This window comes from Streptomyces lunalinharesii, assembly GCF_039532155.1.
In the GTDB taxonomy this organism is placed as follows: Bacteria; Actinomycetota; Actinomycetes; order Streptomycetales; family Streptomycetaceae; genus Streptomyces; species Streptomyces lunalinharesii.
Genome location: NZ_BAAARK010000019.1, coordinates 40,528 through 66,339, shown reverse-complemented (window position 1 = coordinate 66,339; position 25,812 = coordinate 40,528). Strand labels below are relative to the sequence as shown.

The following is a 25,812-nucleotide window of genomic DNA, read 5'->3' as shown; positions in this document are numbered from 1 at the left end:
GCGGGCCCGCCGCCGCGCCCGCGCGCGGTGCCCGCGCCCGCGCCGCGGCGACGTCCGGCCCAGGTCACGGCGTTGTGTGCGACTGGTGCACGCCCGGCCGGGCGTCGCCCGCTTCGTCGCCGCCCGAGGCCAGCAGACCGCCGATCGTGGCCGCCACGACGACCAGGGCGGCCACCACGCCCACCTTGATCCGGCGGCGGCGCACCGCCTCCGGTGACGAACGGTGCCGGGCCGAACCCGCCCGGCGCTCCCCCGCGGCCCGCGGGGCGCGGGCGGTGCCGTGCGCGCCACCGGCCAGTTCGTCCGGCTCGGGCACCCGCATGCTGGTGTGCGTCTCCCGGCTGGAGTCCGGGGTGGCCCCCTGGACGAGGGGGACCGCGCCGCGCGGCGGGCCCTCCGGCTCCGTCGTCGGGTAGTGCGCCTCCTGGCGGGACCCGGCGGGGCCGCCCTCCGGGTCGTCCGCCGGCGGCTCGTCCCCGGGCTCGTCGATGTCCAGCGGCGGGATGCCGACCAGGCCGGGCAGGATCTCCCGCAGCCGGGCGGCCAGTTCCGGGGCGCGCAGCCGGGAGGCGGGCGCCTTGGCGAGGCACTGGATCAGCAGTTGCCACAGCTCGTCCGGGATGCCGGGCAGCGGGGCGACGCTCTCGGTGACGTGGCGGCGCAGCACCGCTCCGGGGTGGCCGCCCCCGAAGGGCGTGAAGCCGGCGAGCATCTCGTACAGGACGGTGGCCAGCGCGTAGACGTCCACCGAGGCGCGCGGCGGAAGCCCCTCGATGATCTCCGGGGCCAGGTAGTCGGGGGTGCCGATGACCTTGGTCGAGCGGAGCGAGAGGGTGGTGCCCCCACTGGACGACTGGGGCAGGGTGCGGCGGGCGGAGTCCACCAGGCGCGCGATGCCGAAGTCGGTGAGCAGTGCGGGGTGCGCGCCACCGGGGCCGAGCGGTCCCTGCATGTCCAGCAGGACGTTCTCCGGCTTGACGTCGCGGTGCACGATCCGGGCGGCGTGCGCGGCGGCGAGGCCGTCGGCGACGTCGGCCGCGATGGCCACGGCGGCTTCCGGGGCCAGCCGCCGCTCGCGCTCCAGACGGGTGCGCAGGTCCGTACCGCGGACCAGGTCCATGACGAGCGCGAGGTCGGCGCCGTCCACGACGAGGTCGCGGACGCCGACGACGCGCGGGTGCTCCAGGCTCAGCAGTGCCGCCCGCTCCTGCACGAAGCGGCCGACGAGCTCCTGGTCGGAGGCGAGGTCCTCACGCAACAGCTTGATGGCCACGGCCCCTTCGGGACCCTCGCCCAGCCATACCGTGCCCGCACTGCCGCGTCCCAGGATCTGGTGGGCGGTGTACCGGCTGCCGATCTTCCGTGCCAAGACTGCTCCGACGTGTCGGGCCCCCGAGGCGTCCTGCGGGGGCTGAGGTTGGCGTCAAAGCTACGCGGGCGCCAGAGGGTTCAGTGCCCCCAATAGCGGCAACCGTCACTTCTGTCCGCGAATTCACCGGCCGGAAGTCGACAAAGCGATGATGCCGCCACCGCTCCGTCCGTACGGGCCGTCAGCCACCGACTCTCTGTACGAAGTCCTTCACGCTGGTGAAGACGTCACCGATCTGCTGGAAGAAGCCCTTGGTCGTCCCGATCCACTCCTGGAGCGGGGTGAACTCCCAGACCAGCCAGGCCGCCACGAACAACAGCAGCAGGGTGAAGAGGCAGCCCTTCAGGCAGCCCAGGCCGGGGATCCGCATCGGGTTGGCGCTGCGCTGGCGCGGCTCGCGCGCGGGCCGCGGCTCCCGGGCGGGCGGCGGGGCCGGCTCGTAGCGCTGCGGCGGCGGCTCCTGACGGCGCTGCGGGGCCAGCGGGCGCTGCGCGGCGTAGCCGGCCGGCTGGCCGCCGTACTGGGGCTGCTGCTGCGGGGCGGGCCCCGGGCGGCGCTGCGGACGGCGACGCAGCGGGTCGTCCTGCGGGCTCAGGTACTGCACCTGGGTCTGGTCGTTGCGGTCGCGGGCGGCCCGCAGCTGGGACTCCCACGGGTGCGGACCCTCGGGCTCCGGCGGACCGGCGGGCGAACCCACCGGCATCGGGGGGACCGGCGGCATGGCGCGGGTCGGCGCCGGGCCCTGGCCCACGGGGCCACCGGCGCCGGTGGCCGGCAGCACGCTGGTCGGGGCGCCCGGGTCGTAGGAGGACGCGTTGGTCGGCAGCACCTGGGTGGGCGCCGCGGCGCCCGCCCCCTGGGAGCCGTCGGTGCCGGGGACCGTGGCGGGGTCCGGGTCCGGGGCGAGCAGCGCGGCGACGCCCAGTGCCGCCTGGGCCTGCTCCGGGGTGGCCTGCGCGCCGACGCCGGCCGCGACGGCGCGCAGCCCGCGGGCGAGGTTCTCGGCGCTGGGGCGCTCCTCGGGGCGCTTGCGCAGGCAGCGCTCGATGACCGTCCACATCGGATCGGGGACCGAGGCGGGGCGCTGCGGCTCCTCGGCGAGGTGCTTGTGCAGGACCTCCAGGGCGGTCGCCCCGGCGAACGGCGGACGGCCGGTGACCAGCTCGTAGAGCAGGATGCCGGCGCCGTAGACGTCCACCGCGGAGGTCTGCGGGCGCCCCTCGGCGGACTCCGGCGCCACGTAGGCGGGGGTGCCGACGAACTCGTGCGTCCGGGTCAGCCCCGGGGAATCGGCGAGCCGGGCGATGCCGAAGTCGGTCAGCATCGGGTGCATCTCGCCGCTGCCGTCCGAGCCCGCGAGCAGGACGTTGGCGGGCTTGAGGTCGCGGTGGACGACGCCGTCGGCGTGGCTGGCGGCCAGCGCGTCGGCGATCTGCGCGGTGAGCAGCGCCGCCGCCACCGCGCTGAACGGGCCGTTGTCGCGCAGGTAGCGGTGCAGGTCGGGACCGTCGATCAGGTCCATGACGAGCGCCAGCAGGTCGCCCTCGACGACCAGGTCGCGGGTCCGGACGATGTTGGGGTGGGTGAGCCGCAGCAGGACCGAGCGCTCCCGCAGGAAGCGCATCACCACGTCCGCGTCGGACGCCAGCTCCTCCTTGAGGACCTTGATCGCGACCGTTTCGCCGGGCTCCCCCGGGACGGCGGCCTCGGCACCCGCCGTCTCCCTCTGGCGGGCACGCCAGACGGTGCCCGTGGCGCCGCGTCCCAGCGGCTCCTCAAGCAGGTACTTGCTGCCTACCGGCCGCACGTCATGCGCTCCCTGGTCGTGGTGGATCCTTGCCTGGCCCGCTGGGTCAGCTCGCGGCCCGTCCGCCCCACTGTAGTGCCGTCGCACAAACATTTCGGTGCGCCGGACGGGGCGGGGCTCCTCGGGAAGACGCCGGTTCCGGGCCGTTGGTTGCCCGGGTCGCAGGCGCCGCACGGCCCGGCGGCCACGGGGCGGGCGACGGCCGCGTCAACTCGGCCGGAACCCGCTTCAGCGGTCCGGGTGCCGTCCCCCACTGATCGCTTCCACGGCATCCGATGATCGAAATCGGCCGGTTCACTGCGGGTAAGCAGGCAGTTTTCCGCCGGGCGTCGACCAATCAAGATCATTAATGGGCGGTCGACGGGCGTGTTGTCAGCGGCAGGTGCGAGGATGCATCCCAGCACGCACGCGGTGGGGGCGCGCGGTCACTGTCGCGACGTGCATGGGACATGTCCGTGCCGACGTGCCCGGGGTGCGGTGGGGGAGCGAGCGGAGCCCCGGCCGGATTCCCGGCAGAAGGGACCGTTGACGGCGATGCAGATCCGGCTGACCGTCCTCGGGCCGCGCAGCGGCCCCACCACGCGGGCCTGCGACGTCCTCGTGACGGCCCCCGCCGGCACCGCCCTGGCGACGGTGGCCGGCTCCCTCGCGGCGGCCGTGGCGGGCACCGGCGCGGACGTCGGCACCACCGGCAGCAGCGCCCCCGTCATCCTCTACGCCGGCACCGAGCGCCTCGACCCGCAGCGCGCCGCCCTCGGCGAGCCGCCCCTGATCGACGGCGCGGTGCTCTCCCTCCAGGGCCCCGGCCCCGCCCCCGCACACGGCCTGCCGCACGGCTCCGCCCGCCTGCGCGTCGTCTCCGGCCCCGACGCCGGCGGCGTCCACCTCCTGCACGGCGGGCAGATCCGCATCGGCCGCTCCGCCGACGCCGACGTCCCCCTGGACGACCCCGACGTCTCCCGCCTGCACTGCGCCGTCACCGTCGAGCCCGACGGCGCGGTCTACGTCGCCGACCTGCGCTCCACCAACGGCACCGCCGTCGACGGCACCGAACTCGGCGACCGCGCCGTCCCCCTGCCCCCCGGCGCCCTGCTGCGCATCGGCGAATCGGCGCTCCGCCTCCAGTCCCCGCCGCACACCCCGGACCCGGCCCTGAACGCCACCCCCGACGGCGAGGGCCACCTCCGCGTCACCCCCGGCCAGTTGGGCCCCGGCGCCACGGCCACCGGGGCGACCACCTCGGGCGCCCTGTACGCCGGCGCCGGCCACTCCCCCGCCCCGGCCACCACCGGCACGGGACGCCGGGACACCCCGCTGCGCGGCATCCCCGCCCCCACCACCCGCGCGGCACACGACGCCGACGCGCCCCTGGGCATGCCCGGCCCCCTCACCCCGGCACCGGGCGGACCGGCGGGCGGCGGCCTGTTCCCGCCCGCCGCGCCCCACCAGCAGCCCACCCCGGGGCCCGCCGCGCACGCCCCGGCGGCACCCGACCTCGCGGCGCCCGCCACCGTCCCGCCCCCGCACGCGCCCCACGAACCGACCCACGCCACGTACGGCACCGGACCGACCCATCCGGCGGCGGCCTACCAGCCGGGCCCCGCGTCCGGGTCCGGGTCCGGCCACGCTGCCGCCGCCATGGACGGGCAGACCCACGGCGGACAGCAGTCCCTGGTCCCGCTCGACCCGATGGCCCGCAAGGCCGGCCGGCGCGGCGGCATCGGCGCCTGGGCCCGCCGACTGGCCGGCGGACGCCCCGCGACGGACCCGGACGCCCCCGAGCCCGGCACGCCGTACGACGACGGGCCGGCACCCACCGGCGAGCCGCCCCGCCGGGCCGCCGGCGCCGCCCCCACCGCCGCCGGCCCGGCCGACCACGAACGCTGGCCGGACGCCGCCGCGGTCCTGCTCACCGTGCTCGGCCCGGGCCCCCGGCTCTGGGAGCGCGGCCCGGACCACCCCGACGCGCTCACCGTCCGCCTGGGCACCGCCGAGCGGGACGGCGGGCGCACCGTCACACCGGTCACCATCGACCTGCGCCGCGCCGGCGCCCTCGGGCTGGCCGGCCCGCGCGGGCGCCTCGTCGGCCTCGCCCGGTCCGTCACCGCGCAGCTCGCCGCCCTGCACTCCCCTGGCGCGCTGGAGATCGTGCTGATCGGCACCGACCGGGCGCACGCCGCCGAGGAGCGGGTGGCCGACTGGTCCTGGCTGGGCTGGCTGCCGCACGTCCGTCCCGCCCGCGGCCAGGACTGCCGCCTCCTGCTCGCCTACGACAAGGAACAGGCCACCGCCCGCACGTCCGAACTGGTGCGACGCCTGGACGACGGCCCCCTGGGCCCCGGTTGGCCCAGCGCCGACCGCGCCGAAGTGGCCGCGGCCGCCGCCCGCCACCACGGACCGCACACCCTGCTGATCGTGGACGGCGACCCCGGCTCGTCGGCGCTGCGCGAGACCACCGCACGGCTCGCGGCGGGCGGTCCGGCGGCCGGCATCCACGTGCTCTGCCTGGCGGAGACCCCGGCCGCCTCCCCCGCCTTCCCGTTGGCCGCGACGTACGAGGCGGCGCGCGTCGCCTCACCCGCGTTCGGCGAGTGCGGGGCGGTGGCGGTGCTCAGCGGCGACGTCGCCACGGCCCTGCGGGTGGTCCAGCCGGGCTCGGGGCCGAACGGCGCGGTCGCGACCGTGGACGCGGTCTCCGCCGCCTGGGCCGAGCGGTTCGCCCGGTCGCTGGCGCCGCTGCGCGAGACCGAGACGGGCGCCGGCGCGGGCGGGCCGAGGGCACCGCGCGCCGCGGTGCCGCTGCCGGACGCGACGCGCCTACTGGACGAACTGGGGCTGGCCCGCGCCACTCCCGCGTCCCTGCTGGCCCGTTGGGCCGCGGCCCAGGACACCGACCGCCCCAGCGTCGCCGCGGTGCTGGGCGCCGGACCGCACGGCCCCGTGGTCGCCGACCTCGCGGCCGACGGCGCCCACCTCCTCGTCGAAGGCGCGCCGGCCACCGGCAAGACCGAACTGCTGCGCTCCCTCGCCGCGTCGCTGGCCGCCGCGGACCGCCCGGACCGGCTGTCGCTGGTGCTGGTGGACGGCGCCGGCACCGAGCGCGGCGACGGCCTGCGGGCCTGTACGGAACTGCCGCACGTCACGACGCACCTCGCCGCCTCGGACCCGGTGCGGATGCGGGAATTCGCCCAGGCCCTGTCCTCCGAACTGAAGCGGCGCGCCGAAATACTGGCCGGCACCCCCTTCTCCGAGTGGCGCAACAAGCACCTCCCGGCCCCCCGCATCGTCGCCCCCCGACGCTCCACCGAAAGCACCGCCACCCCCGGCACCGCCACGCCGAACGCCCCCGCTCCGCACACCGCGAACGCGGCAGGGCCGAACTCCTCCGCCTCCTCAAGCACCCCCGGACTCACGGGCACCGCCAGCACCGGCAGCACCTCAGGCACCGCCAGCACCTCCGGTGCGCGTCCCGCCGCTGCCAGCGCCTCCGCAGCCACCCCGCACCAGCACGCCACCCCCACCCCACCCACCTCATTCACACCGAGTAACGAATCATCGGAACATTTCACTCTCCGTAATCGTTGCCGTAATGAGGAAGAGGGCGGCGGCACCACGGCCGGGCCCGCGGACCCCTCCCGCACGGGCACCCTGCGCCTCCGCACCCGCCCGGAAACCTCCGAGCCCGGCCCGTCGGCATCCCCGGCGCCGACGCCGGGGCCCGCCCACGCGTCCGCCCCGATGCCCCGGCTCTTCGTCCTGGTCGACGACTTCGACGCACTGGTCTCCCCGGCGCTGGGCAGCACGGGCCGCCCGGCCGCCGGTTCCGTGGTCCGCGCCCTGGAGGCGGTGGCCCGGAGCGGCGCAGCACTGGGCGTGCACCTGATAGCGGCGACCGGTCACCCGGACCGCACGGAAGGCACCGACACCGCCGAACGGGCCGCCCTGCGCATCCAGTTGGGGCGCATCGCGTCGGCCGGCGGCGGTGCCGGCCCGGCCGGGTCGGCACCGTCCGACGCCGAGCCGATGCCGCCGGGCCGCGGGTGGCTGCACCGCGCGGAGGACGGCGGGTCCACGCCGTTCCAGGCGGGTCGGGTGACCGGCCGGATACCGCGTACGTCCACGCTGCGGCCGACCGTCGTGCCCCTGGAGTGGCAACGGATGGGCGACCCGCCGGCCCGGCGCCCGCTCCGCGAGCTAGGCAACGGCCCGACGGACCTGGCGCTGCTGGCCAGTGCGCTGCAGCGGGCCGCGCAGTCCTCGGGCGCACCGGCGGGGCCGTCGCTGATGTGAGGCCGGCCGGCGCCGAGGCCGCCGTTGAGGTGCCGAGGCCGCCGTTGAGGTGTTGACGTGTTGACGTAAGTCCGGCGTGGCTTGGTGGTCGGTACCGGCTTGTGGCCAGTGCCGGGCTGCGGACGTTGGGGGCTGTGGCCGTTGGGGGGCTGCGGTATTTAGGGGCTGGGCCTTCGGGGCCGGGAATTCGGGGCCTGGTGGTTCGGGGGCCTGGTGGTTCGGGGGCCTGGTGGTTCGGGGCTGGGCCTGGGGTGTTTGGGGCTGGGGCGGCCCGGGGCGGGGCGGGGGTTGCCGGGATGGCGCCTGGGTCGGGGGGGCTAGGGCGGGCCGGTTGAGGCCCGTAACAGGCCGATCACAAAAGGGCAGTTGGCGTGGACGGCGGTATTGCGGAGCCGGTGGTGGGGGCGTAGGACTGTCGCACGTGCCGCGGTCCCGGTCGGCGGGCCGGGTCCGTTGCCGCTCCAGGGGTCGATCTTTGTGACCCTGGTCTCGGTGGTCTCGGTGCCGGTGTCGGTTGCGGTGCCGGTCTCGGTTGCGGTGTCGTGTCGGTGTCGGGCCCGGTCGTGGTTTCCGGGAGGGTATGGGACCGGGCGGGGCGGCCCCGGCGGGAGCCGCGGGGCGCCGGGCACCGGGCGCCGGCGGGCCCGGTAGAGGCCGGTAGAGCGGCTGCGGAACGACGGCACCGCCAGTACGGACAGCGCCACCAGTGCCACCTGCACCGCCTGTACGGACAGCGCCACCACGCTAAGCACGGCCAGCACCGCCAGTAACGACAGCATGGGCAAGCGGCGTCTGCGCCGGGGGCCGGCGCGGTTGGCGGCCGGCGGTGTAGGCGGCACCACCAGCACGGAGCACACGAAGCTCACGGAGCAGCACCAGCAGGCCAACAGCGCGGAGAGCGCCCTGGGCGCGAGCAGCGCCGGCGGGAACCGCGGGAACGGCGGGAACGCAGCGTCGCGGGTACCTCGGCGGCGCCGTGGCATCGCGGAGTACGGCAGCACCACACCGCGGCACGGCAGCACGGCGGCACGGCAGCACAGCACCGGAGCACGGCAGCACAGCACTCAGGCACTCAGGTCAGTCGGGCACTCAGGCACTCAGGTATGTGGGCGGATGGGCTGGGCGGGAGCGTTGGGTTTGCGCTCGGTCAAGGGCTATGGAGGGGCTACGGGGATGCGTGGACGGGTCGAGCGGGGCGGGCAGGTCGGGCGTGCTGGGGCGGGTGTGCGGGTGGCGGCGGCCGTGGCGGTGGTGGCGCTCGGGGCGGCCGGGTGCGGGGGTAGTGGGAGTGGTGGGGGTAGTGGGAGTGGTGGGGCGGGGGGCGGGAGTACGGCGCCTTCGGTGGCGTTGCCGAAGTTGGGCGGGCAGCGGTTGCAGGTGACGGCGGTCTGGACGGGGGCCGAGCGGGACAACTTCACCAAGGTGTTGGCGGAGTTCGAGAAGCGCACCGGGGCGAAGGTCGACTTCGTGCCCAGCGGTGATGACATGGCGGGTTTCGTCGGGTCCAAGATCGCTGGTGGTGGGCCGCCGGACGTGGCGCTGTTGCAGCAGGTGGGGGTGTTGAACGAGTTCGCCGGGAAGGGGTGGCTCAAGCCGCTCGGGGCGGACGCCAAGGCGCAGTTGGCGAAGAACTACAGCAAGGGGTGGCGGGAGCTGGGGGCCCACGGGGGCACCGAGTACGGGGTGTACTTCAAGGCCAGCAACAAGTCGTTGGTCTGGTACAACGCCAAGGTCTTCGAGAACGCCGGGGTGTCCGAGCCGAAGACGTGGCCGGAGTTCTTGAAGACGGCGCAGACGATCTCCGAGTCGGGTGTGGAGCCGGTGTCGGTGGGCGGGTCGGACGGGTGGACGCTGACCGACTGGTTCGAGAACGTGTACCTGTCGCAGGCCGGGCCGCAGAAGTACGACCGGTTGGCGAAGCACGACCTGAAGTGGACGGATCCGTCGGTGACGCGGGCGCTGACCACGTTGGGGCAGTTGTTCGGCCGCAAGGAGTTGTTGGCGGGTGGCAATGCGGGGGCGTTGCAGACGGACTTCCCGACGTCGGTGACGCAGACGTTCACCGGGGGTGACGCGCCGAAGGCGGCGATGGTGTCGTCGGCGGACTTCGCGGCGGCGAACATCGCGCAGACGAAGGCGAAGGTGGGGACGGACGCGAAGGTGTTCCCGTTCCCCGCGGTGGGTGCCAAGTCGCCGGTGGTGACCGGTGGGGACGTGGCGGTGGCGCTGAAGGACTCCAAGGCGGCGCAGGCGTTGTTGACGTTCCTGGCGTCGACGGACGCGGCGAAGATCTGGGCGCAGGCGGGCGGTTTCCTGTCGCCGAACAGGGAGTTGGACCGGGCGGCGTACGCGGACGACGTGATGCGGAAGATCGCGGGGGCGTTGGTCGCGGCGGGGGACGACTTCCGGTTCGACATGTCGGATCAGGCGCCGGCGTCGTTCGGGGGGAAGCCGGGGCAGGGCGAGTGGAAGGACCTGCAGGACTTCTTGAAGGACCCCAAGGACGTGGCGGGTACGCAGCGGCGGTTGGAGCAGGACGCGGCCAAGTCCTTCGGGCACTGAGCGGGCCGGGCAGCACCTCGTTGGGTGGGGCACCTCGATCGGGAGCGGGGGTTCGTCGGCGATGAGCGAGGCGGGTACGGGTGCGGGGCGGGTACGGGCGCGGCGGCGCGGGGTGGCGGGGACGCGGTGGTGGGTTGCCGCGGTGTTCCTGTTGCCGGCGTTGGTGCTGTTGGGTGCGCTGGTGGTGTATCCGATCGGGTTCTCGGTGTACCGGAGTCTGTTCGATGCGTCCGGCAAGGGCTTCGTGGGGTGGGGGAACTACGGGGCGATGTTCTCGGACGAGGGCATCCGGACGGCGTTGCGGAACAACGTGGTCTGGGTGGTGGTGGCGCCGACGGTGTCGACCGCGTTGGGGTTGGTCTTCGCGGTGTTGACGGAGCGGGTGCGGTGGGGCACCGCGTTCAAGTTGGTCGTCTTCATGCCGATGGCGATCTCGATGTTGGCGGCCGGGATCATCTTCCGGTTGGTGTACGACCAGGATCCGCAGCGCGGGGTGGCCAATGCGGTGTGGGTGGGGGTGCACGACACGTTCGCGGAGCCGGCGCCGTTCCCGGGGGCGAAGCCGCGGCCGAACGGGGAGTTGCGCCCGTCGGGGGGCGGGGCGTTCACGTCGCGGTCGGTGGTGCGGGCGGGGGTGCGGGTGGCGGTGCCGTTGGTGGCGGTGCAGCCGTCGGACGTGCGGGGGGCGCGGTCGGCGGTGGTGGCGCGGCCGCGGGCGGGTCAGGTGACGGGTACGGCGTGGCTGGACTTCACTCGTGGGGGTGGGGGGCGGCCGAACGTCATCGATCCGGGTGAGAAGGCGTTGGCCGGGCTGACGGTGGAGGCGGTGCGCGGCGGTCGGGTGGTGGCGTCGGCGGTGACCGCGGCGGACGGGACGTTCGCGTTGCCGGCGGCACAGGCGGTGGGGGCGCGGGTGCGGTTGCCGGCGGCGGATTTCGCGGCGGCGTACAACGGGGTGGACTGGTTGGGGCCGGCGTTGGTGACGCCGGCGATCATCGGCAGTTACGTGTGGATGTGGGCCGGTTTCGCGATGGTGTTGATCGCGGCGGGGTTGGCGGGGGTGCCGCGGGAGTTGTTGGAGGCGGCTCGGGTGGACGGGGCCGGTGAGTGGCAGGTGTTCCGCCGGATCACGGTGCCGTTGTTGGCGCCGGTGCTGGTGGTGGTGTTGGTGACGTTGATGATCAACGTGCTGAAGATCTTCGATCTGGTGTACATCATCGCGCCGGGGTCGAGTCTGCGGTCGGCGAACGTGTTGGCGTTGCAGTTGTTCCAGTCGTCGTTCGGGACGGATGTGGACGAGGGGCTGGGGAGTGCGATCGCGGTGTTCTTGCTGGTGCTGGTGCTGCCGGTGATGTACGTGAATCTGCGCCGGATACGGAAGGAGCGCCGTCGATGACGTCGTCGATGTCGACCGTGGGCGGGGGGCTGGGGGCGGCCGGTCGTGGGGGCCGCGCGCGGGGGCGGGCGGGCGGTGGCCCGTCGGTGGGTGCGCGGCTTGCGGCGCGTGCCGGTGGTGGTGCGGTGCGGGTGTTCCTGGTGTTGGTGGCGTTGTTCTGGTTGATGCCGTCGGTGGGGTTGTTGCTGTCGTCGTTGCGCAGTCCGGCGCAGATCGCGGAGTCGGGTTGGTGGGAGGTGTTGACCCGGCCGGCGCAGTTGACGTTCGACAACTACAGCCAGTTGTTGTCGAACGGGAAGGTGATGGGGTCGCTGGTGACGACGGCGGCGATCACGGTGCCGTCGACGGTGCTGGTGGTGGTGATCGGGTCGTTGGCGGGTTATGCCTTCGCGTGGTTGGACTTCCCGGGGCGGGACGGGTGGTTCATGGTGGTGGTGGGGCTGTTGGTGGTGCCGGTGCAGGTGGCGCTGATTCCGGTGGCGAAGTTGTTCGGTGCGGTGGGGTTGTTCGAGACGACGGCCGGGGTGGTGTTGTTCCACACGGCGTTCGGGTTGCCGTTCGCGGTGTTCCTGTTGCGGAACTTCTTCGCGGAGATCCCGCGGGAGTTGTTGGAGGCGGCGCGCCTGGACGGGGCGGGCGAGCTGCGGTTGTTCACGCGGGTGGTGATGCCGCTCGGCGGGCCGGCGATCGCGTCGTTGGGGATCTTCCAGTTCCTGTGGGTGTGGAACGACATGCTGATCGCGTTGATCTTCGCGGACAGTGGGCATCCGCCGATCACGGTGGCGTTGCAGCAGGAGGTGCGGCAGTTCGGCAACAACATCGACGTGTTGGCGCCGGGGGCGTTCTTGTCGATGGTGGTGCCGTTGATCGTGTTCTTCGCCTTCCAGCGGCAGTTCGTGTCGGGGGTGATGGCGGGGGCGGTGAAGTGACCGCGGGCGGGCGCGGGGCGGGCAGCGGGGCGGGTTGCGGGGGCGGACGGCGGAGATGACCGGAGCGCGGGGCAACGCTCACCTTCCGTTCATGTTGCTGCCCCACGATGGCGCCGCTCCGTGAAACGCATGGTGCGACCGGGGTGCTGCGCGCAGCCGGCCGGATCCCGGGGCCGTGCCGTGCCCCCGTGTCGTACATCGCCATCGATTCCCGACCGTCTGGAGACGGACCGCACATGAGCGCCGCTACCGCAGACCACAGTGCCGACCAGTTGCCGCGCCCGACCCGGTTGTCCGAGGTCAAGGGCTGGTTCTTCACCGCCGATCAGTTGCTCTTCGACTGGTTCCTGCGTCATCAGCAGGACCGGGAGGTGGCGGGCGACCTGCTGGAGCTGGGCGCGTACCTGGGCAAGAGCGCGATCTTCCTGGGTGCGCGGCTGCGTCCGGAGGAGCGCTTCACGGTCTGCGACCTGTTCGACTCGCCGGCCGAGGACGCGTCGAACTCGCGGGAGATGGCGAAGTCGTACGCGACGTTGACGCGTCGCGCCTTCGAGGCCAACTACCTTTCGTTTCATGATGAGTTGCCGGTCGTCGTGCAGGGGTTGAGCGCGTCGGTGAGCGAGCACGTGGCGGCGGACAGCGTGCGGTTCGCGCACATCGACGCGTCGCACCTGTACGCGCACGTGCACGGCGACATCCTCGCGGTGCGGGAGCTGTTGACCGGTGCCGGGGTGGTGGTGATGGACGACTACCGGGCGGAGCACTGTCCTGGGGTGGCGGCCGCCACCTGGCAGGCGGTGACGGGCCACGGGTTGCGGCCGATCTGCGTGACCGGCACGAAGTTCTACGGCACGTGGGGGGACCCGGAGCCGTACCGGACGGGGCTGTTGGCGTGGTTGGCGGAGCGCGGTGACGTGTGGCACGAGGTGCAGGAGGTCAACGGTGCGCCGCTGGTGCGGTTGAGCGCCAAGGGGGCGAAGGAGCCGGCGCATCCGGTGTCACGGCACGAGGCGGCGCCGGAGCGGGCGGTGAAGGCGGCGGTGCAGCCCGCGCAGGCGGCCCGGCCGGCGGTCGGGCGGCCGGCGCCGCGGGGTGCGTTGCGCCGGGTCGCGTTGGACGTGTTGCCGCCGGTCGTGACGCGGGCGCTGGTGCGGGCCCGCAAGCGGGCGCGGGCGCAGGGGCCCGGCGGGCGCTAGCCGGGGCGTGGGGCGGGCGGGCCGGCGCGGGGTGCCGGCCCGTCCTGGTTCAGCCGCGGGGGACCTGGCCGACCAGGACGAAGGAGTTCGCGCGCAGGACGCGGCCGGCGGTCCGGGGCAGCGGGTGGGAGTAGGTGCGGCGGACGGCGAGTCCGGCGGCTTCGGCGAAGGCCCGCAGCAGGGTGAAGTCGGTGAAGCGGACGGGTTCCGGGCCGGCGCGGTGGCCGGCTTCCTGGGCGGTGATCAGCAGGACGCCGCCGCCGGGCCGGACGTAGGGGACGTAGGCGTGCAGGAGTTCCTCGACCTGTTCGTCGTCGAGGTGTTCCAGGACGTGGGCGGTGAGCAGCGCGTCGAAGGCGCCGGGGCGGGCGTGCGGGCCGGCGAGGAAGGCGTCGGCGGTGTAGGCGGTCAGGCCGCGGGCGCGGCAGTGGGCGACGGACCGCGGGTCGTGGTCGATGCCGACGCTGCCGGGGGCGCAGGCGGCGAGGGTGTCGCCGTCGCCGCAGCCGATCTGCAGGACGCGGCCGGGTCCGATGCGGCGCAGTTGCCGGGCGAACGGGGGCCGGGCGGGCAGCAGCCGGGTCAGGGGGTGCCGTGGGTGGCGGGCGGGCAGGCGGGCGGTGGAGGCGGCCGGGGCGGTGCCGGTGGGGTGCGGGGTGCGGGCGGCGGCGGGGGTGCCGGGGGCGGGGGCCGCGGTGTCGGGGCGGTCGGTGGCGGCGGAGCTGTCGGTTCGGCCGGGCATCGCGGGGCGGTCACCTTCCTGGGCGGCGGACGGTTGCCGGTGGCCGGTGGGTGGGGCACCGGGCATGTTGTCCACGGTCTACGCCATCGCGGGGGTCGGGCCGCTCCGCCGCACCTTCGCCTCACCCTTTCAGCGCAGCGTCGGTGACCGGGTCGGCGATGGACGAGTTGAGGGACGAGTCGACCGCATCGTCGCGTGTGTGGCGCGGGGTCGGTCCCGTGGTCCGCCTGTCCGGAAAGGCTCGTCCGCCATGAAGCCTCGGCTCACCGTCGTCGTCCCGGTCCCGCGCGGAGCGGGGTCCGCGCGCCATGTGCAGGAGTGTCTGGAGTCGGTGGCGGCCCAGACGTTGGACGCGTTGGACGTGGTGGTGGTGGTGGACGACGGGCCGGCCCGGGGCGCGGTGCCGTCGCCGCCGGGCCGGTGGCGGCGGTGGGTGGAGCGGGATCCGCGGTTCCGGGTGGTGCACGACGACGGTGGCGGGGGGCGGGGCGGGGGGTGGAACGTCGGTGCCCGGCACGTCTTTCCGCACACCGAGTACCTGGCGTTCCTGGCGTCGGACGACGTGCTGCTGCCGCGGGCGTACGAGGACCTGACCGGGCTGTTGGACAAGTCGGGGGCGGATCTGGCGAGCGGGAACGTCTACCGGTTGGGGGTGGCGGGGCGGAGCCAGTCGGCGTTCCATCCGGCGGCCCGGGAGACGGTGCTGCGCACCCACGTGCGCCGGGACCCGGTGCTGCTCGGTGACCACTTCGTGCGGAACAAGGTGTTCCGGCGGGCGTTCTGGGACCGGCACGGGTTCGTCTTCCCCGACGGGGACGGGTGTGACGGTGCGGCGGTGGCGTTGCCGGCGCACGTGCTGGCCCAGGCGGTGGACGTGCTGCACGAGCACGTCTGTTACTGGCGGCTGCCGTCGGGTGGGGGGCGGTGGGCGGGGCCGGGTGCGCAGGGGGTGCGGGACCGGTTCGCGGCGGTGGCGCGGATGCGGGCGCTGTTGGCCGATCCGGTGCACCGGGTGGACGTCGGGCTGCGGGCGGCGTATGACCGGGCGCAGTTGACCGGGGGGTTGTTGGACCTGGTGGCGGCGGCGCCGGGGGCGGCGGCGGAGGTGCGGACCGCGTTCTTGGACTGTGCGCGGGACTTCCTGGCGCGGACCGATCCGCGGACGTTGCGGGCGTTGCCGGTGGAGCTGCGGATGCGGTGGTACCTGGTGCGGTCCGGGCGGTTGGCGGACCTGGGGACGCTGTTGGCGCACGAGGCGCGCAATCCGGGGGGTTTCGCGGTGGCCGGGCCGCCGTTGCGGCGGCGGGCGGTGCTGCCGGTGGCGCCGCCGGTGGAGTTGCCGGCGGGGGTGGTGCGGTTGGAGCGGTCGGACTTCCCGGTGCGGGCCGAGGTGCGGGAGGCGGTGTGGCGGGGCGGGGTGTTGGTGTTGCGGGGCTGGGCCTACGTGCGGAACCTGCCGGTCGCCTCGCGGCACGGGGCGCTGCGGACGGTGGTGTTGTCGTGCGGGCGGCGGCGGGTGGTGCTGCCGGTGCGGACGGTGGCGATGCCGGAGGCGACGGCGGCGTCCGGGCAGGAGCTGCACTGTTACGACTGGTCGGGGTTCGAGGTGCGGCTGGATCCGGCGCGGTTGCGGCGCGCCGGGCGGTTGGTGCCGGGCGAGTGGCGGGTCGAGGTGCTGCTGGCGTCGGCGGGTGCGGTGCGGGCCGGGGAGTTGGCGGCGCCGGACTGCGGGTCGGGGGCGGCGCCGGTCGGGCACGAGGGTGCGGACGGGGTGCGGGTGACGCCGCGGTACGTGGACGGGCGGTTGCGGATCGCGGTGTCCCGGCCGCTGCGGCGGCTGGTGGGGTCGCCACGGGTGACGGGGGGCGCGTTGGAGGTGGCGATGGCCGCACCCGGGCCGGTGCCGCTGGGGCTGCGTCTGACGCATCGGGGCACGGGGACGGTGGTGTCGTTCCCGGTGGAGACGGCGGAGGCGGCGGAGGCCGCGCCCGGGGCCGGAGCGGGGCCGGCGGACGGGAGCGGCGCGGCCGGTGGGGCGCGGTGCGTGGTGCGGGTGCGGCTGGAGGTGTTGGCCGCGGCGCGGCCGGTGCGGGACGGGGAGCCGGCCGCGGTGCCGCCGCCGCACACCGAGACCTGGTGGCCGGAGCTGGTGCTGCCCGGCGGCGGCACCGATCGGGTGCTCTGCCCGCCGGGGATGGTGCCGGTGGCGCACCCGTTGCCGCACGGTCGGGAGGTGGTGGCGACGGCGTCGCCGGCCGGGGAGCTGGTGTTGCAGGACCGGGTGCCGCAGGCGTACGCGGACCGGGTGGTGTGGCGGGCGGACGGCACGCTGCTGCTGGCGGGGACGCTGCCGGACGCCGCGCCGGCCGCCCCGGAGCTGGTCCTGAAGCACACCGTGCACGCCACCGAGGTGGTGTTCCCGGCTTCCCATGACGGTGGGCGGTTCCACGGTGCGCTGCCGTTGGCCGCGGTGCCGTCGTTGGCCGGGGAGGTGCCGTTGCGGGAGGGCCGTTGGACGGTGCACCTGCGGGCGCGGGGGGCGGTGGCGTCGCCGTTGGATCCGCCGGTGCGGTGCGCGCCGTCGGTCGTCGACGGGCTGCCGGTGTCGCGGACGGTGCGTGGCAAGCCGTTCTCGTTGGACCGGCTGCGGCAGGACGAGGTGTTCGTGGCGGCCGGGCCGGCGGTGCCGCCGGTGGACCGGGGGCCGTACCGGCGGCGGGTGCTGCGCGAGCAGCACTATCCGCTGCACCGCTCGCGGCCGTTGCGGGACACCGTCCTCTACAGCAGTTTCGGCGGCCGGGCGTACGGGGATTCGCCGCGGGCGGTGCACGAGGAGTTGGTGCGGCGGGGGCTGGACGTGGAGCACCTGTGGGCGGTGCGGGACGCGCAGACGCCGGTGCCGCCGAGCGCGCGGCCGGTGGTGGTGGGCAGTGCCGCCTGGCACGGGGCGCTGGCGCACAGTCACTGGATCGTCACCAACACGCATCTGCCGCGGTGGTTCGTGCGGCGGGCCGGGCAGCGGGTGATCCAGACGTGGCACGGGACGCCGTTGAAGCGGATCGGGGCGGACCTGGCGGGGACGCTGTGCGGCGGGTTGGCGCACCTGGCGCCGCGGCCGCGGTTGGGCCGGCAGTGGAGCGTGCTGTTGTCGCCGAACGCCGCGAGCACCCCGGTGTTGCGGTCGGCGCTCGGCTATGCGGGCAAGCTGTTCGAGACGGGGTTGCCGCGGACCGATGCGCTGCACGCCCCGGACCGGGACGAGGTGGCCGCCGCGGTCCGTGCGCACCTGGGCGTGCGGCCGGACCAGCGGGTGGTGCTGTACGCGCCGACGCCGCGCGACGACGTGGCGTACGACGCCTCGCACCACCGGCTGCACCTGCCGTTGGACCTGGACGTGGCGCGGGCGGCGCTGGGCGAGGACCACGTGGTGTGGGTGCGCAGTCATCCGCAGGTGCCGGACCGGTTGCCGGGGCACCATGCGCCGTTCGCGCGCGATGTGTCGTCGTACCCGGACGCGACCGAACTGCTGCTGGCCGCCGACGTGTTGGTCACCGACTACTCGTCGTTGGCCGCGGACTTCGCGGGGACCGGTCGGCCGATGCTGTTCCTCACGCCCGATCTGGCGCACTACCGCGATGCGCTGCGCGGTTTCAGCCTGGACTTCGAGGCGCGGGTGCCGGGTCCGCTGCTGTCGTCGACCCAGGAGGTGGTCCAGGCGTTGGGGGACCTGCCGGCGGTGGCGCGGGAGAGTGCGGCGGCGTACGCGGAGTTCCGGCGGGCGTTTTGTCATCTGGACGACGGTGGGGCGGCGGGGCGGGTCGCGGATCTGGTCGTGGAGTGAGGGGGCCGGTGGCGGGGTGAGGGCGTCGGGGCGCGGGCGGGGGCGCGGGCCGGTGGGGTGCGCGGTGGCCGGATCGGCATCTCCCGGCGCCCGCGTCGTTACAGCATGTGCAGGCGCCCTCGCGGGGCGTCCACGCGGGCGAACGCACGGCCTCGCTGCGGGGTCCGGGGGGTTACGAGACGGCAATGGGGCGGAAAAAGAAGGCGGCCGTTGCAACCACTCGGTGGATTTCGCCCTCTGACCCTGGAGGACAGGGGTCCGAACCCGCCCGCGCCACGAGCTGCTGTCGACACGAAATGTAGATTTAGTGACTGTGAATGACGCCCTTGAGTCACAGCCTGGGCCCGCCCCCACGCCCGCCGCGCAGGTCAGCGTCGTCGTCATCGCCTTCAACGATGCCGTGCACGTCGCCGAGGCGGTGCGGTCGGCGCTCGCGCAGGGGGACGCGGTCGCCGAGGTGATCGCGGTGGACGACGCCTCCACCGACGGCACCGGCGCCGCCCTGGACGCCCTGGCGCGCAGCGAGCCGCGGGTGCGGGTGCTGCACCGCGGTGAGAACAGCGGGGGGTGCGGGTCCCCGCGCAACGACGGACTGCGGGCCGCCGCCGGCCGGTACGTGATGTTCCTCGACAGCGACGACGTGCTGCCGTCGGGTGCGGTGCCGGCGCTGCTGGCCGCGGCGCAGCGGCACGGGGCGCCGGTCGCCGCGGGCGCCTGCGTGCGTCGGGAGCTGCCGGCCCGCCGTGACGTGCCCTGGCAGCCGGCGCTGTACCGCGAGGCGGCGGTGTACGACACTCCGGAGGCCGCGCCGCAGCTGGTCCGCGACACCCTCTGCGTCAACAAGCTCTACGCCCGGGACTTCCTCACCGGCCACGCCATCGCGTTCCCCGAAGGCCGGTACCACTACGAGGACTTCGTGTTCACCGCCCGGGTGCTGGCCGCCGGCCCGAAGATCGTCACGGTGCCCGACACGGTGTACGTCTGGCACGTGCGGCGGGCCGCCGCGCAGCAGTCGATCTCCTTGGACCGCAAGGACGTCGCCAATTGGCGACAGCGCCTGGAGGCGCACCGCACCGTCCTGCGGATCCTCGGTGACGCCGGGCGCAAGGCGCTGACGCAGGCCGCGGCCACCAAGTTCCTCGACCACGACCTGCGGATGTACGTGCGTGAGCTGCACACCCGCAGCGCGGACTACCGGGCCGAGTGGTGGCGGCTGACCCGCGACCACCTGGCCGGCTTCGAAGACGCCGAGGTGGCCGCCGCGCAGGCCCCGGCCCGCTGGCTGGCCCGGGTCGTCCTGGCCTCCCCCGCCCCCCGTGACCTGGACCGGCTGACGCAGCTGGCGGCCCGTCCCGGCCGGCTGCTGCCCCCGTACGCGACGGATCCCGACGGTGCCCCGGTCTGGTCGGCGGAGCTGCCCGAGGTGCGGTTGGACGGTCTGGCCGCGGGGGACGCCGCGGACGAGGACGTGCCGGGGCTCGACGCGTCGCCGCTCCTGCCGGTGGCGGTGGACGCCGATCCGGTGCTGGGCGCCGCCCGCGGGCTGCTGCGGTTGCGCGTCCACGACCTGTACGGCCGGCTGGCGGCGGCCGGTCCGGTCAGCGTCGACATCGCGCTGCACCGTCGGCGCGACGACCGGCCCGGTCCGGTGCACACCGCCACCCTGACGCCCACCGCCGACGGCACCGCCTGGACGGCGACGGTGGCGCTGGACCTGGCGCCGCTGACCAAACTGCCCGGCTCCCGTCCCTCCGAGCCCGAGCCGTGGGATGTGACGGCGCGGCTGACCTGCGCGGACGGCACCGCGATCGGGGTCGGGCTGCGGGCCGTGGGCGCCGGTCTGCGGCGGCACGTGCTGCCCAGTCGGCGCCAGCTGGTGCTGTTGGCGCAGCCCTACTCGACCACCGGCGGCGCGTTGGCGCTGCGGGTGGCGTCGGGACCGCGCAGCGTCTGGCGGATCGCCGCCCGACGGCTGCGCCACTGACCCGCAATCCCTGTCCCTCTGTTCCCTGCCTAGGATTGGCGCTATGTCTTACCTGATCACGGGTGGTGCCGGTTACATCGGCTCCCATGTCGTACGGGCCCTGCGGCAGGCCGGCGAGACGGTCGTCGTCCTCGACGATCTGACGACGGGCGTCCGCGCCCGGGTCCCCGAGGACGTGCCGCTGGTCGTCGGCTCGACGCTCGACCGCGCACTGCTCGACGCGACCCTCTCCGAGCACGGCATCACCGACGTCGTCCACCTGGCCGCGAAGAAGCAGGTCGGCGAGTCGGTGGAGCTGCCGCTGCACTACTACCGCGAGAACGTGCACGGCCTGCAGACGCTGCTGGAGGCGATGGCCGCCGGCGGCGTGCCGCGTTTCGTCTTCTCGTCGTCGGCGGCCGTCTACGGCATGCCGGACGTGGACCTGGTCACCGAGGACACCCCGTGCGTCCCGATCAACCCGTACGGCGAGACCAAGCTCGTCGGCGAGTGGATGGCGCGCGCCGTCGGCAAGGCCCACGGCATCAGCACGGCCTGCCTGCGGTACTTCAACGTGGCCGGTGCCGCGACGCCGGAGCTGGCCGACACCGGTGTCTTCAACATCGTGCCGATGGTCTTCGAGCGGCTGACCCAGGGCGCCGCGCCGCGGATCTTCGGTGACGACTACGACACCCCCGACGGCACCTGCATCCGCGACTACATCCACGTCGCGGACCTCGCCGACGCCCACGTCGCGGCGGCCCGCAACCTCGCCGAGCCGGGCCCGGTCCGGGACCTGACCCTCAACATCGGCCGGGGCGAGGGCGTGTCGGTCCGCGAGATGGTCGACCTGATCGCCGAGGTCACCGGCCACCAGGGCGTCGTCCCCGAGGTCACCCCGCGGCGCGCCGGCGACCCGGCCCGGGTGGTGGCCGCCGCCGACCGCATCACCAAGGAACTGGGCTGGCAGGCCCGCCACGACGTCCGCGACATGATCACGTCGGCGTGGGCGGGCTGGCAGCACCACCACCCCGAGGCCCGGCAGGGCTGACGGCCGCACGTCCGTCGTCGGGCCGCCCGCTCCCGTTCGGCGGGGGTGGGCGGCCCGATCCGTTTGCGGGCCGGGCGGGGTGGTGGCGCTCAGGGCAGTTGCAGGGTGGAACCCGGGTGCAGGGCGATCCGCACCGGGCCGGCGCCGTGGGCCCCGGGCGGCAGCGCGTAGCGGGGGAAGGCGCCGCCGCTGACCTGCAACCGCACCCGGTGTCCCGCGGCGAAGCGGTGTGCCGTGGCGGCCATCGGCACGTGGACCGCGAGGGGTTGTGCCGTCCCGCCGCGGACCCGCACCAGGCCGTCGCAGACGTTCACCGAGCGGCCCCGCGCATCCACGTCGCACAGTCGCGCGAAGACGTCGAAGGGCCCCTCGGGCGGGGTGCCGTGCGCGCCGGTCGCGGTGATCCGCAGCCGGGCCGCGACCTCGCCGAGCACCTCCCGGGGCCCGGCCAGCGCCGGCCCGGTGAAGGTCAGTACGTCCGTCCGGGCCTCCAGCGCGCGGTTGTCGCGGCGCCCGGCGCCCCGGGAGAGCGCCGGCCCGCCGAGGGACGGCGTCGGGTCGCCGGGGTCGTGGCGGAACTCGCCCACCGGTGCGGCGCCGTCGGGGACGGACCGCCCGAGGCCGCCGCCGGCGGTCAGGTGCCAGGGGCCCGCCGCGTCGCCCGGGGGCGGTGGCCAGTGGGGAAGGTCCCGCCAGCCGCCGCCGTCGCCGCCGACGTGTACCCGCACCGGCGTGCGGCGCAGCCCGTCCGGTTCCCCGCCCAGTTGCGCCCGCAACCAGCCCAGGCTCTCGGCGAACACCTCCGGCCAGCCCTCCCGCAGCGCCCCGGTGTGCGTCCAGTCGCCGACGAGCAGCGCGCTCTCGCAGCCCGCCCGGCGCAGTCGCCGGTACTGCGCGAGGGTCTGGTCGAGGAAGACGTCCTGCCAGCCGCCGATCAGGCAGGTGGGGACCGTCAGCCGGGTCGCGGTCCGCTCCGCCGACGCGCCGCGCCAGTACGGGTCGTCGGCGTCCGTGCGGGCCAACGCCTCGGCCAGCCAGGGGAGTTCGGCGGCCGGGCCCGAGGTGTACGGCGTCGGCTGCCGGTGGGCGTGCGGCAGCCACCGGCGGAGCCGTAGCGCGGCCCGCAGGAACGGCCCGGTGCCGCGGTGCTGGTGCGCCATGCCGATCCCCGACACCAGGGCGTTCTCCAGGTGGACGGCGCCGCCGGCGTGGAAGTACGCGTACGGGTCGTGCAGCCCGACCTGCACCACCATCGCCCGCAGTTCCGGCGGCGGGTCCGCGGCCAGCGCCCACTGCACGTATCCGAGGTAGCTGGGGCCGATCGTGCCCAGCGCCCCGGTGAACCACGGTCGGGTGCGCAGCCAGGCCACCGCGGCCCGGCCGTCGGCCGCCTCGTTGCGCCACAGGTGGAAGTCGCCGCCCGATCCGCCGGTCCCCCGGCAGCTCTGCACCACCACGTGGAAGCCCTGTTCGGCGAAGAGGATCCCGTAGAGCGCGGCCCACGGCACGCCCCGCCCGTAGGGCGAGCGCACCAGCAACGTCGGGAACGCGTCGGCCTTCGTCGGCGACGCGCCGTCGGCGAGCGGGAAGTAGTGGTCCGTCAGCAGCGGGACGCCGTCGCCGGCCGGTACCGCCGCTCCCGCCTCGCAGCCGACGCGGTACGGACCCGCCGGCACGTTCCGCCACAGTGCCCGCAGCCACCGCGCGCCGCGTGCCGGCCGCCCCTCGGGCACGTCCCACCCCTGGACCATCGCCACCCCTCCCGCCACATCCGCTATTCTCGTACGCGGTACGAGAATAGCGGATGCTTGGATGGTGCCCCGGCGGGCCACCGCCGGACCCCCACCCGTGAGAGGAGCGGCCGCACCGTGTCCGCGCCCGAACCCCCCGGCGGCCGGACCGACGGCCCGGCCACCGCGCCGCGCACCGCCCCGGACATCGACCCGAACCTGCTCTGGCGCGCCCCCGACCGCCCCCGCCGCGGCCGGCGCCCCGCCTTCACCCGCGAGGCGATCACCGCGGCGGCCGTCGCCCTCGCCGACGCCGAGGGACTGGACGCGGTCACCATGCGGGCGGTCGCCGCCCGGGTCGGCGCCGGCGTGATGTCCCTCTACAGCTACGCCCCGGACAAGGGCACCCTGGTGGAGCTGATGGTCGACCACGTCAGCGGCGAACTCCTGCCGCCCGCGCCGCTCACCGGCGACTGGCGCGGCGACCTCAAGGCCCTCGCCCACCGCCAGCGCGCCCAGATGCTCCGCCACCGCTGGCTGCCCGCCGCACTGACCACCCAGCGCACCACCCTCGGCCCGAACACCCTGGCCGTGGTGGAGCACGCCCTCGCCGCGCTGCGCCCGCTCCCCCTGGACGGCGCCGCGAAACTGGAGGTCTTCAGCCTGCTCACCGGGTTCGTCACCGCCCAGGTCAGCCACGAACTCAGCCGGGCCGCGGCCACCGACTCCCCCGCCGGCGCCGCCGCCGCGGCCCGCTACCTCGCCGCCGTCGCCGCCGACGGCCACCACCCGGAACTCGCCCGGGCCCTCGCCGCCCCCGGCCGCCCCCGCACCCCCGAAGCCACCTTCACCCGCTTCCTGGACCGGCTGGTCGACGGCCTGGACGCCGCACCGGCGGCAGGCACGGCAGGCTGAGGCGCCGTCGCGCGGTTACGGCACCCGGAGCGTCAACGGGCCCGTGCCGTCGGCCGATTGGACCGGCAGCTCGCGGCGGAGGCCGCCCGCGGTGAGGCGGAGGGCGACCCGCCAGGTGCCCGACGGGCCACTGCGCAGGCGGGCACGGGCGCGGTAGCGGTCGCCGGCGGCGCGTTCGACGGTGGTGCGCAGGGCCACGCAGCGGGTGGCGTCGCGCAGCACGAACTGCAGGCCGGCGTCGACGGGGCAGCCGGGGAGGGTGACGCCGGCGGCGACCGTGGCGCGGCCGGAGCGGGCGCAGGCCGCGGCGCCACGCAGGTCGGCGCCGAGCGGGCGACGGGCCCCGTCGTGGTCCAGGTCGAGGTGGAGGTGGCCGTGCGGGGAGGAGAGGAAGAGCGCGGCGACGGTGGGGCCGGCGGGGCCGTGGCTGACGACCCGCGGGGCGGTGTCGGTGGCCGCCGCGCCGCCTTCGGGGACGAGCCAGGCTTCCCGGCGGACGGCGGCGGCGGGCGAGGTGCCGGCTGTCTCCCCGACGTCCCCGGCGTCCCCGGCGACTCCAGCGTCCCCGGCCTCGGTCCCGTGTGCCGTGACGGCGATCTTCAGGCCCCAGACGCCGTCCGCCATCGGGGCGCCGTGGGCCGCGGTGGCCGGGTCCAGGGCGGCGTGCCAGGTGCCGTCGGGGCCGTACGCGGCGGGGACGCCGACGTGGGCGCCGCTGCGGTGCAGGACCACCTCGACGTGGTCGGCGCCGACGGCCCGGAGGGTGGCGCTGCCGTGGAGGTGGAGGACGCCGCCGACCCACTGGAGGTCGGTGAGGCGCTGCTGCACCGCGACGCGGGAGGTCAGGTCGTACAGGGCGTCCGGCAGCGGGTGGTCCGGGTCCCGGAAGTGCGGGTAGGCGGCGTAGGCACGGCCGTCTTGGAGGTGGGGCGGGCCGGGCGTGCGGCCGGTGTCGGCCCGGACGACGGCGGTCAGTTCGGCGTCGAGGCCGGCGCGCAGGCAGTGGGCGCGCAGGCGGAGGCCGGGCGGCAGGGCGGCGAGCACCCGGTCGGTGAGGTAGCGGTCGACCAGGGGGCGGGCGGCCTCGCGCATCGCGCGGCGGCCGGCCTCGTCCCGGGCCAGGTAGGGGGCCGCGAACGGCATGAGTATCTCGCCGTGGAAGTGGCGGACCATCAGCGTGTCGCGGTCGGGGCCGGGCGGGACGCCGGCGGCGACGTCGGCCAGCACCGTGTCGATGTAGGCGAGGTAGGCGGGCCAGTCCATGTCCTGGCGGGAGGCGTTGCTGTCGTCGTCGCGGCCGTGGAGGTGGTAGCAGTCGTAGTCGGCGAGGACCGAGACGGTGTCGGCGCGCAGCAGGGCGGCGATGCCGAAGGGGAGGTCCTCGGCGAGCAGGCGGCCCTCGACGAAGCGCAGCCGGTGGCGTTCGACGAAGGAGCGGCGGAAGAGCTTGTAGGCGGCCAGGCTCCAGTAGACGGGTGAGTCGAAGATCGACACGCGGGGGTTGGTGGTGCGCAGGTCCACGGGGGCGCCGCGGCCCTCGGCGCCGACGATCCGGCCGTAGACGACGTCGGAGTGGTGCTCTTCGGCCATCCGGGTGAGGCGGGCCAGCGCCTCGGGGCCGAGGTGGTCGTCGGAGTCGAGGAAGAAGACGTAGTCGCCGCCGGCGCGGTCCAGGCCCACGTTGCGGGGTTTGCCGGCACCGCCGGAGGGCGGCTGGTGGACGACGGTGAGCTGGGGGTGGGTGGCGGCGGCCGCGTCCAGCCAGGCGCCGCTGCCGTCGGTGGAGCCGTCGTCGACGGCGATGACCTCGATGCGGTCCGGGTCGAGGGTCTGGGCGAAGACCGAGCCGAGGCTGCGGTCGAGGTAACGCCGGGTGTTGTGGACCGGCACGATCACGGTGACGGTCGGGGCCGGCCGGTCGGGGCGGGCGGAACCTCCGGAGCCCTCGGGGCTCTCGGGGCTCTCAGGGCGGGTGGAGCTGGTGGGGTGTGTGGGGCGCATGGGGTTGTCGGACACGGGAA

Annotated in this window: 14 protein-coding genes; 9 read left to right on the top strand and 5 right to left on the bottom strand. The window is 75.3% G+C overall.

All coding sequences use genetic code 11. The features are described from left to right. Positions 1 to 64: 64 nt before the first annotated feature. Positions 65 to 1,369 (bottom strand): serine/threonine-protein kinase, encoded by a 1,305-nt coding sequence (locus tag ABD385_RS25625; RefSeq protein WP_344580274.1) that lies wholly within the window; start codon positions 1,367 to 1,369, stop codon positions 65 to 67. 181 nt (positions 1,370 to 1,550) lie between these two features. Then, positions 1,551 to 3,176 (bottom strand): serine/threonine-protein kinase, encoded by a 1,626-nt coding sequence (locus ABD385_RS25620; RefSeq protein ID WP_344580271.1) that lies wholly within the window; start codon positions 3,174 to 3,176, stop codon positions 1,551 to 1,553. Positions 3,177 to 3,710: 534 nt separating this feature from the next. On the opposite strand from ABD385_RS25620, the gene ABD385_RS25615 reads away from it, so the two are divergent. From ABD385_RS25615 to ABD385_RS25595, 5 genes are all read left to right on the top strand, one after another. Further along, a complete protein-coding gene (locus ABD385_RS25615; RefSeq protein WP_344580514.1) occupies positions 3,711 to 7,466 on the top strand; it encodes an FtsK/SpoIIIE domain-containing protein in 3,756 nt (1,251 codons plus the stop codon). Between the two features lie 1,173 nt (positions 7,467 to 8,639). Then, positions 8,640 to 10,028, top strand: coding sequence for an ABC transporter substrate-binding protein (locus tag ABD385_RS25610; protein ID WP_344580267.1), 1,389 nt, complete (start codon positions 8,640 to 8,642; stop codon positions 10,026 to 10,028). 61 nt (positions 10,029 to 10,089) lie between these two features. Then, positions 10,090 to 11,424 (top strand): carbohydrate ABC transporter permease, encoded by a 1,335-nt coding sequence (locus ABD385_RS25605; protein ID WP_344580265.1) that lies wholly within the window; start codon positions 10,090 to 10,092, stop codon positions 11,422 to 11,424. Continuing rightward, positions 11,421 to 12,353, top strand: coding sequence for a carbohydrate ABC transporter permease (locus ABD385_RS25600; protein ID WP_344580262.1), 933 nt, complete (start codon positions 11,421 to 11,423; stop codon positions 12,351 to 12,353). Before ABD385_RS25605 ends, ABD385_RS25600 begins: the two co-directional genes overlap by 4 nt. A 236-nt stretch (positions 12,354 to 12,589) precedes the next feature. After that, on the top strand, positions 12,590 to 13,549 hold the full coding sequence (locus tag ABD385_RS25595) for a class I SAM-dependent methyltransferase (RefSeq protein ID WP_344580260.1): 960 nt from the start codon (positions 12,590 to 12,592) through the stop codon (positions 13,547 to 13,549). Positions 13,550 to 13,598: 49 nt separating this feature from the next. Here ABD385_RS25595 and ABD385_RS25590 read toward each other — a convergent pair whose 3' ends face one another. Further along, positions 13,599 to 14,291: a class I SAM-dependent methyltransferase gene (locus ABD385_RS25590; RefSeq protein WP_344580257.1), complete on the bottom strand. Its 693-nt coding sequence runs from the start codon at positions 14,289 to 14,291 to the stop codon at positions 13,599 to 13,601. Between the two features lie 250 nt (positions 14,292 to 14,541). On the opposite strand from ABD385_RS25590, the gene ABD385_RS25585 reads away from it, so the two are divergent. The 3 genes from ABD385_RS25585 (at position 14,542) to galE (ending at position 21,146) form a co-directional block, all read left to right on the top strand. Next, complete coding sequence (locus ABD385_RS25585) at positions 14,542 to 18,132, top strand: bifunctional glycosyltransferase/CDP-glycerol:glycerophosphate glycerophosphotransferase (RefSeq protein WP_344580254.1); 3,591 nt, start codon at positions 14,542 to 14,544, stop codon at positions 18,130 to 18,132. 313 nt (positions 18,133 to 18,445) lie between these two features. Then, positions 18,446 to 20,116, top strand: coding sequence for a glycosyltransferase (locus tag ABD385_RS25580; protein ID WP_344580251.1), 1,671 nt, complete (start codon positions 18,446 to 18,448; stop codon positions 20,114 to 20,116). A gap of 43 nt (positions 20,117 to 20,159) precedes the next feature. Then, positions 20,160 to 21,146, top strand: a complete 987-nt coding sequence (galE, locus tag ABD385_RS25575; RefSeq protein WP_344580248.1) for a UDP-glucose 4-epimerase GalE — start codon at positions 20,160 to 20,162, stop codon at positions 21,144 to 21,146. 89 nt (positions 21,147 to 21,235) lie between these two features. Here galE and ABD385_RS25570 read toward each other — a convergent pair whose 3' ends face one another. Beyond that, entirely contained in the window at positions 21,236 to 22,897 is a 1,662-nt protein-coding gene (locus ABD385_RS25570; protein ID WP_344580512.1) for a CocE/NonD family hydrolase, read from the bottom strand. A gap of 117 nt (positions 22,898 to 23,014) precedes the next feature. Between ABD385_RS25570 and ABD385_RS25565 the strand changes: the two genes are divergently transcribed. After that, on the top strand, positions 23,015 to 23,791 hold the full coding sequence (locus ABD385_RS25565) for a TetR/AcrR family transcriptional regulator C-terminal domain-containing protein (protein ID WP_425585475.1): 777 nt from the start codon (positions 23,015 to 23,017) through the stop codon (positions 23,789 to 23,791). A gap of 15 nt (positions 23,792 to 23,806) precedes the next feature. On the opposite strand, the gene ABD385_RS25560 is transcribed toward ABD385_RS25565, so the two are convergent. Continuing rightward, positions 23,807 to 25,807: a glycosyltransferase family 2 protein gene (locus ABD385_RS25560; RefSeq protein ID WP_344580246.1), complete on the bottom strand. Its 2,001-nt coding sequence runs from the start codon at positions 25,805 to 25,807 to the stop codon at positions 23,807 to 23,809. Positions 25,808 to 25,812: the final 5 nt, after the last annotated feature.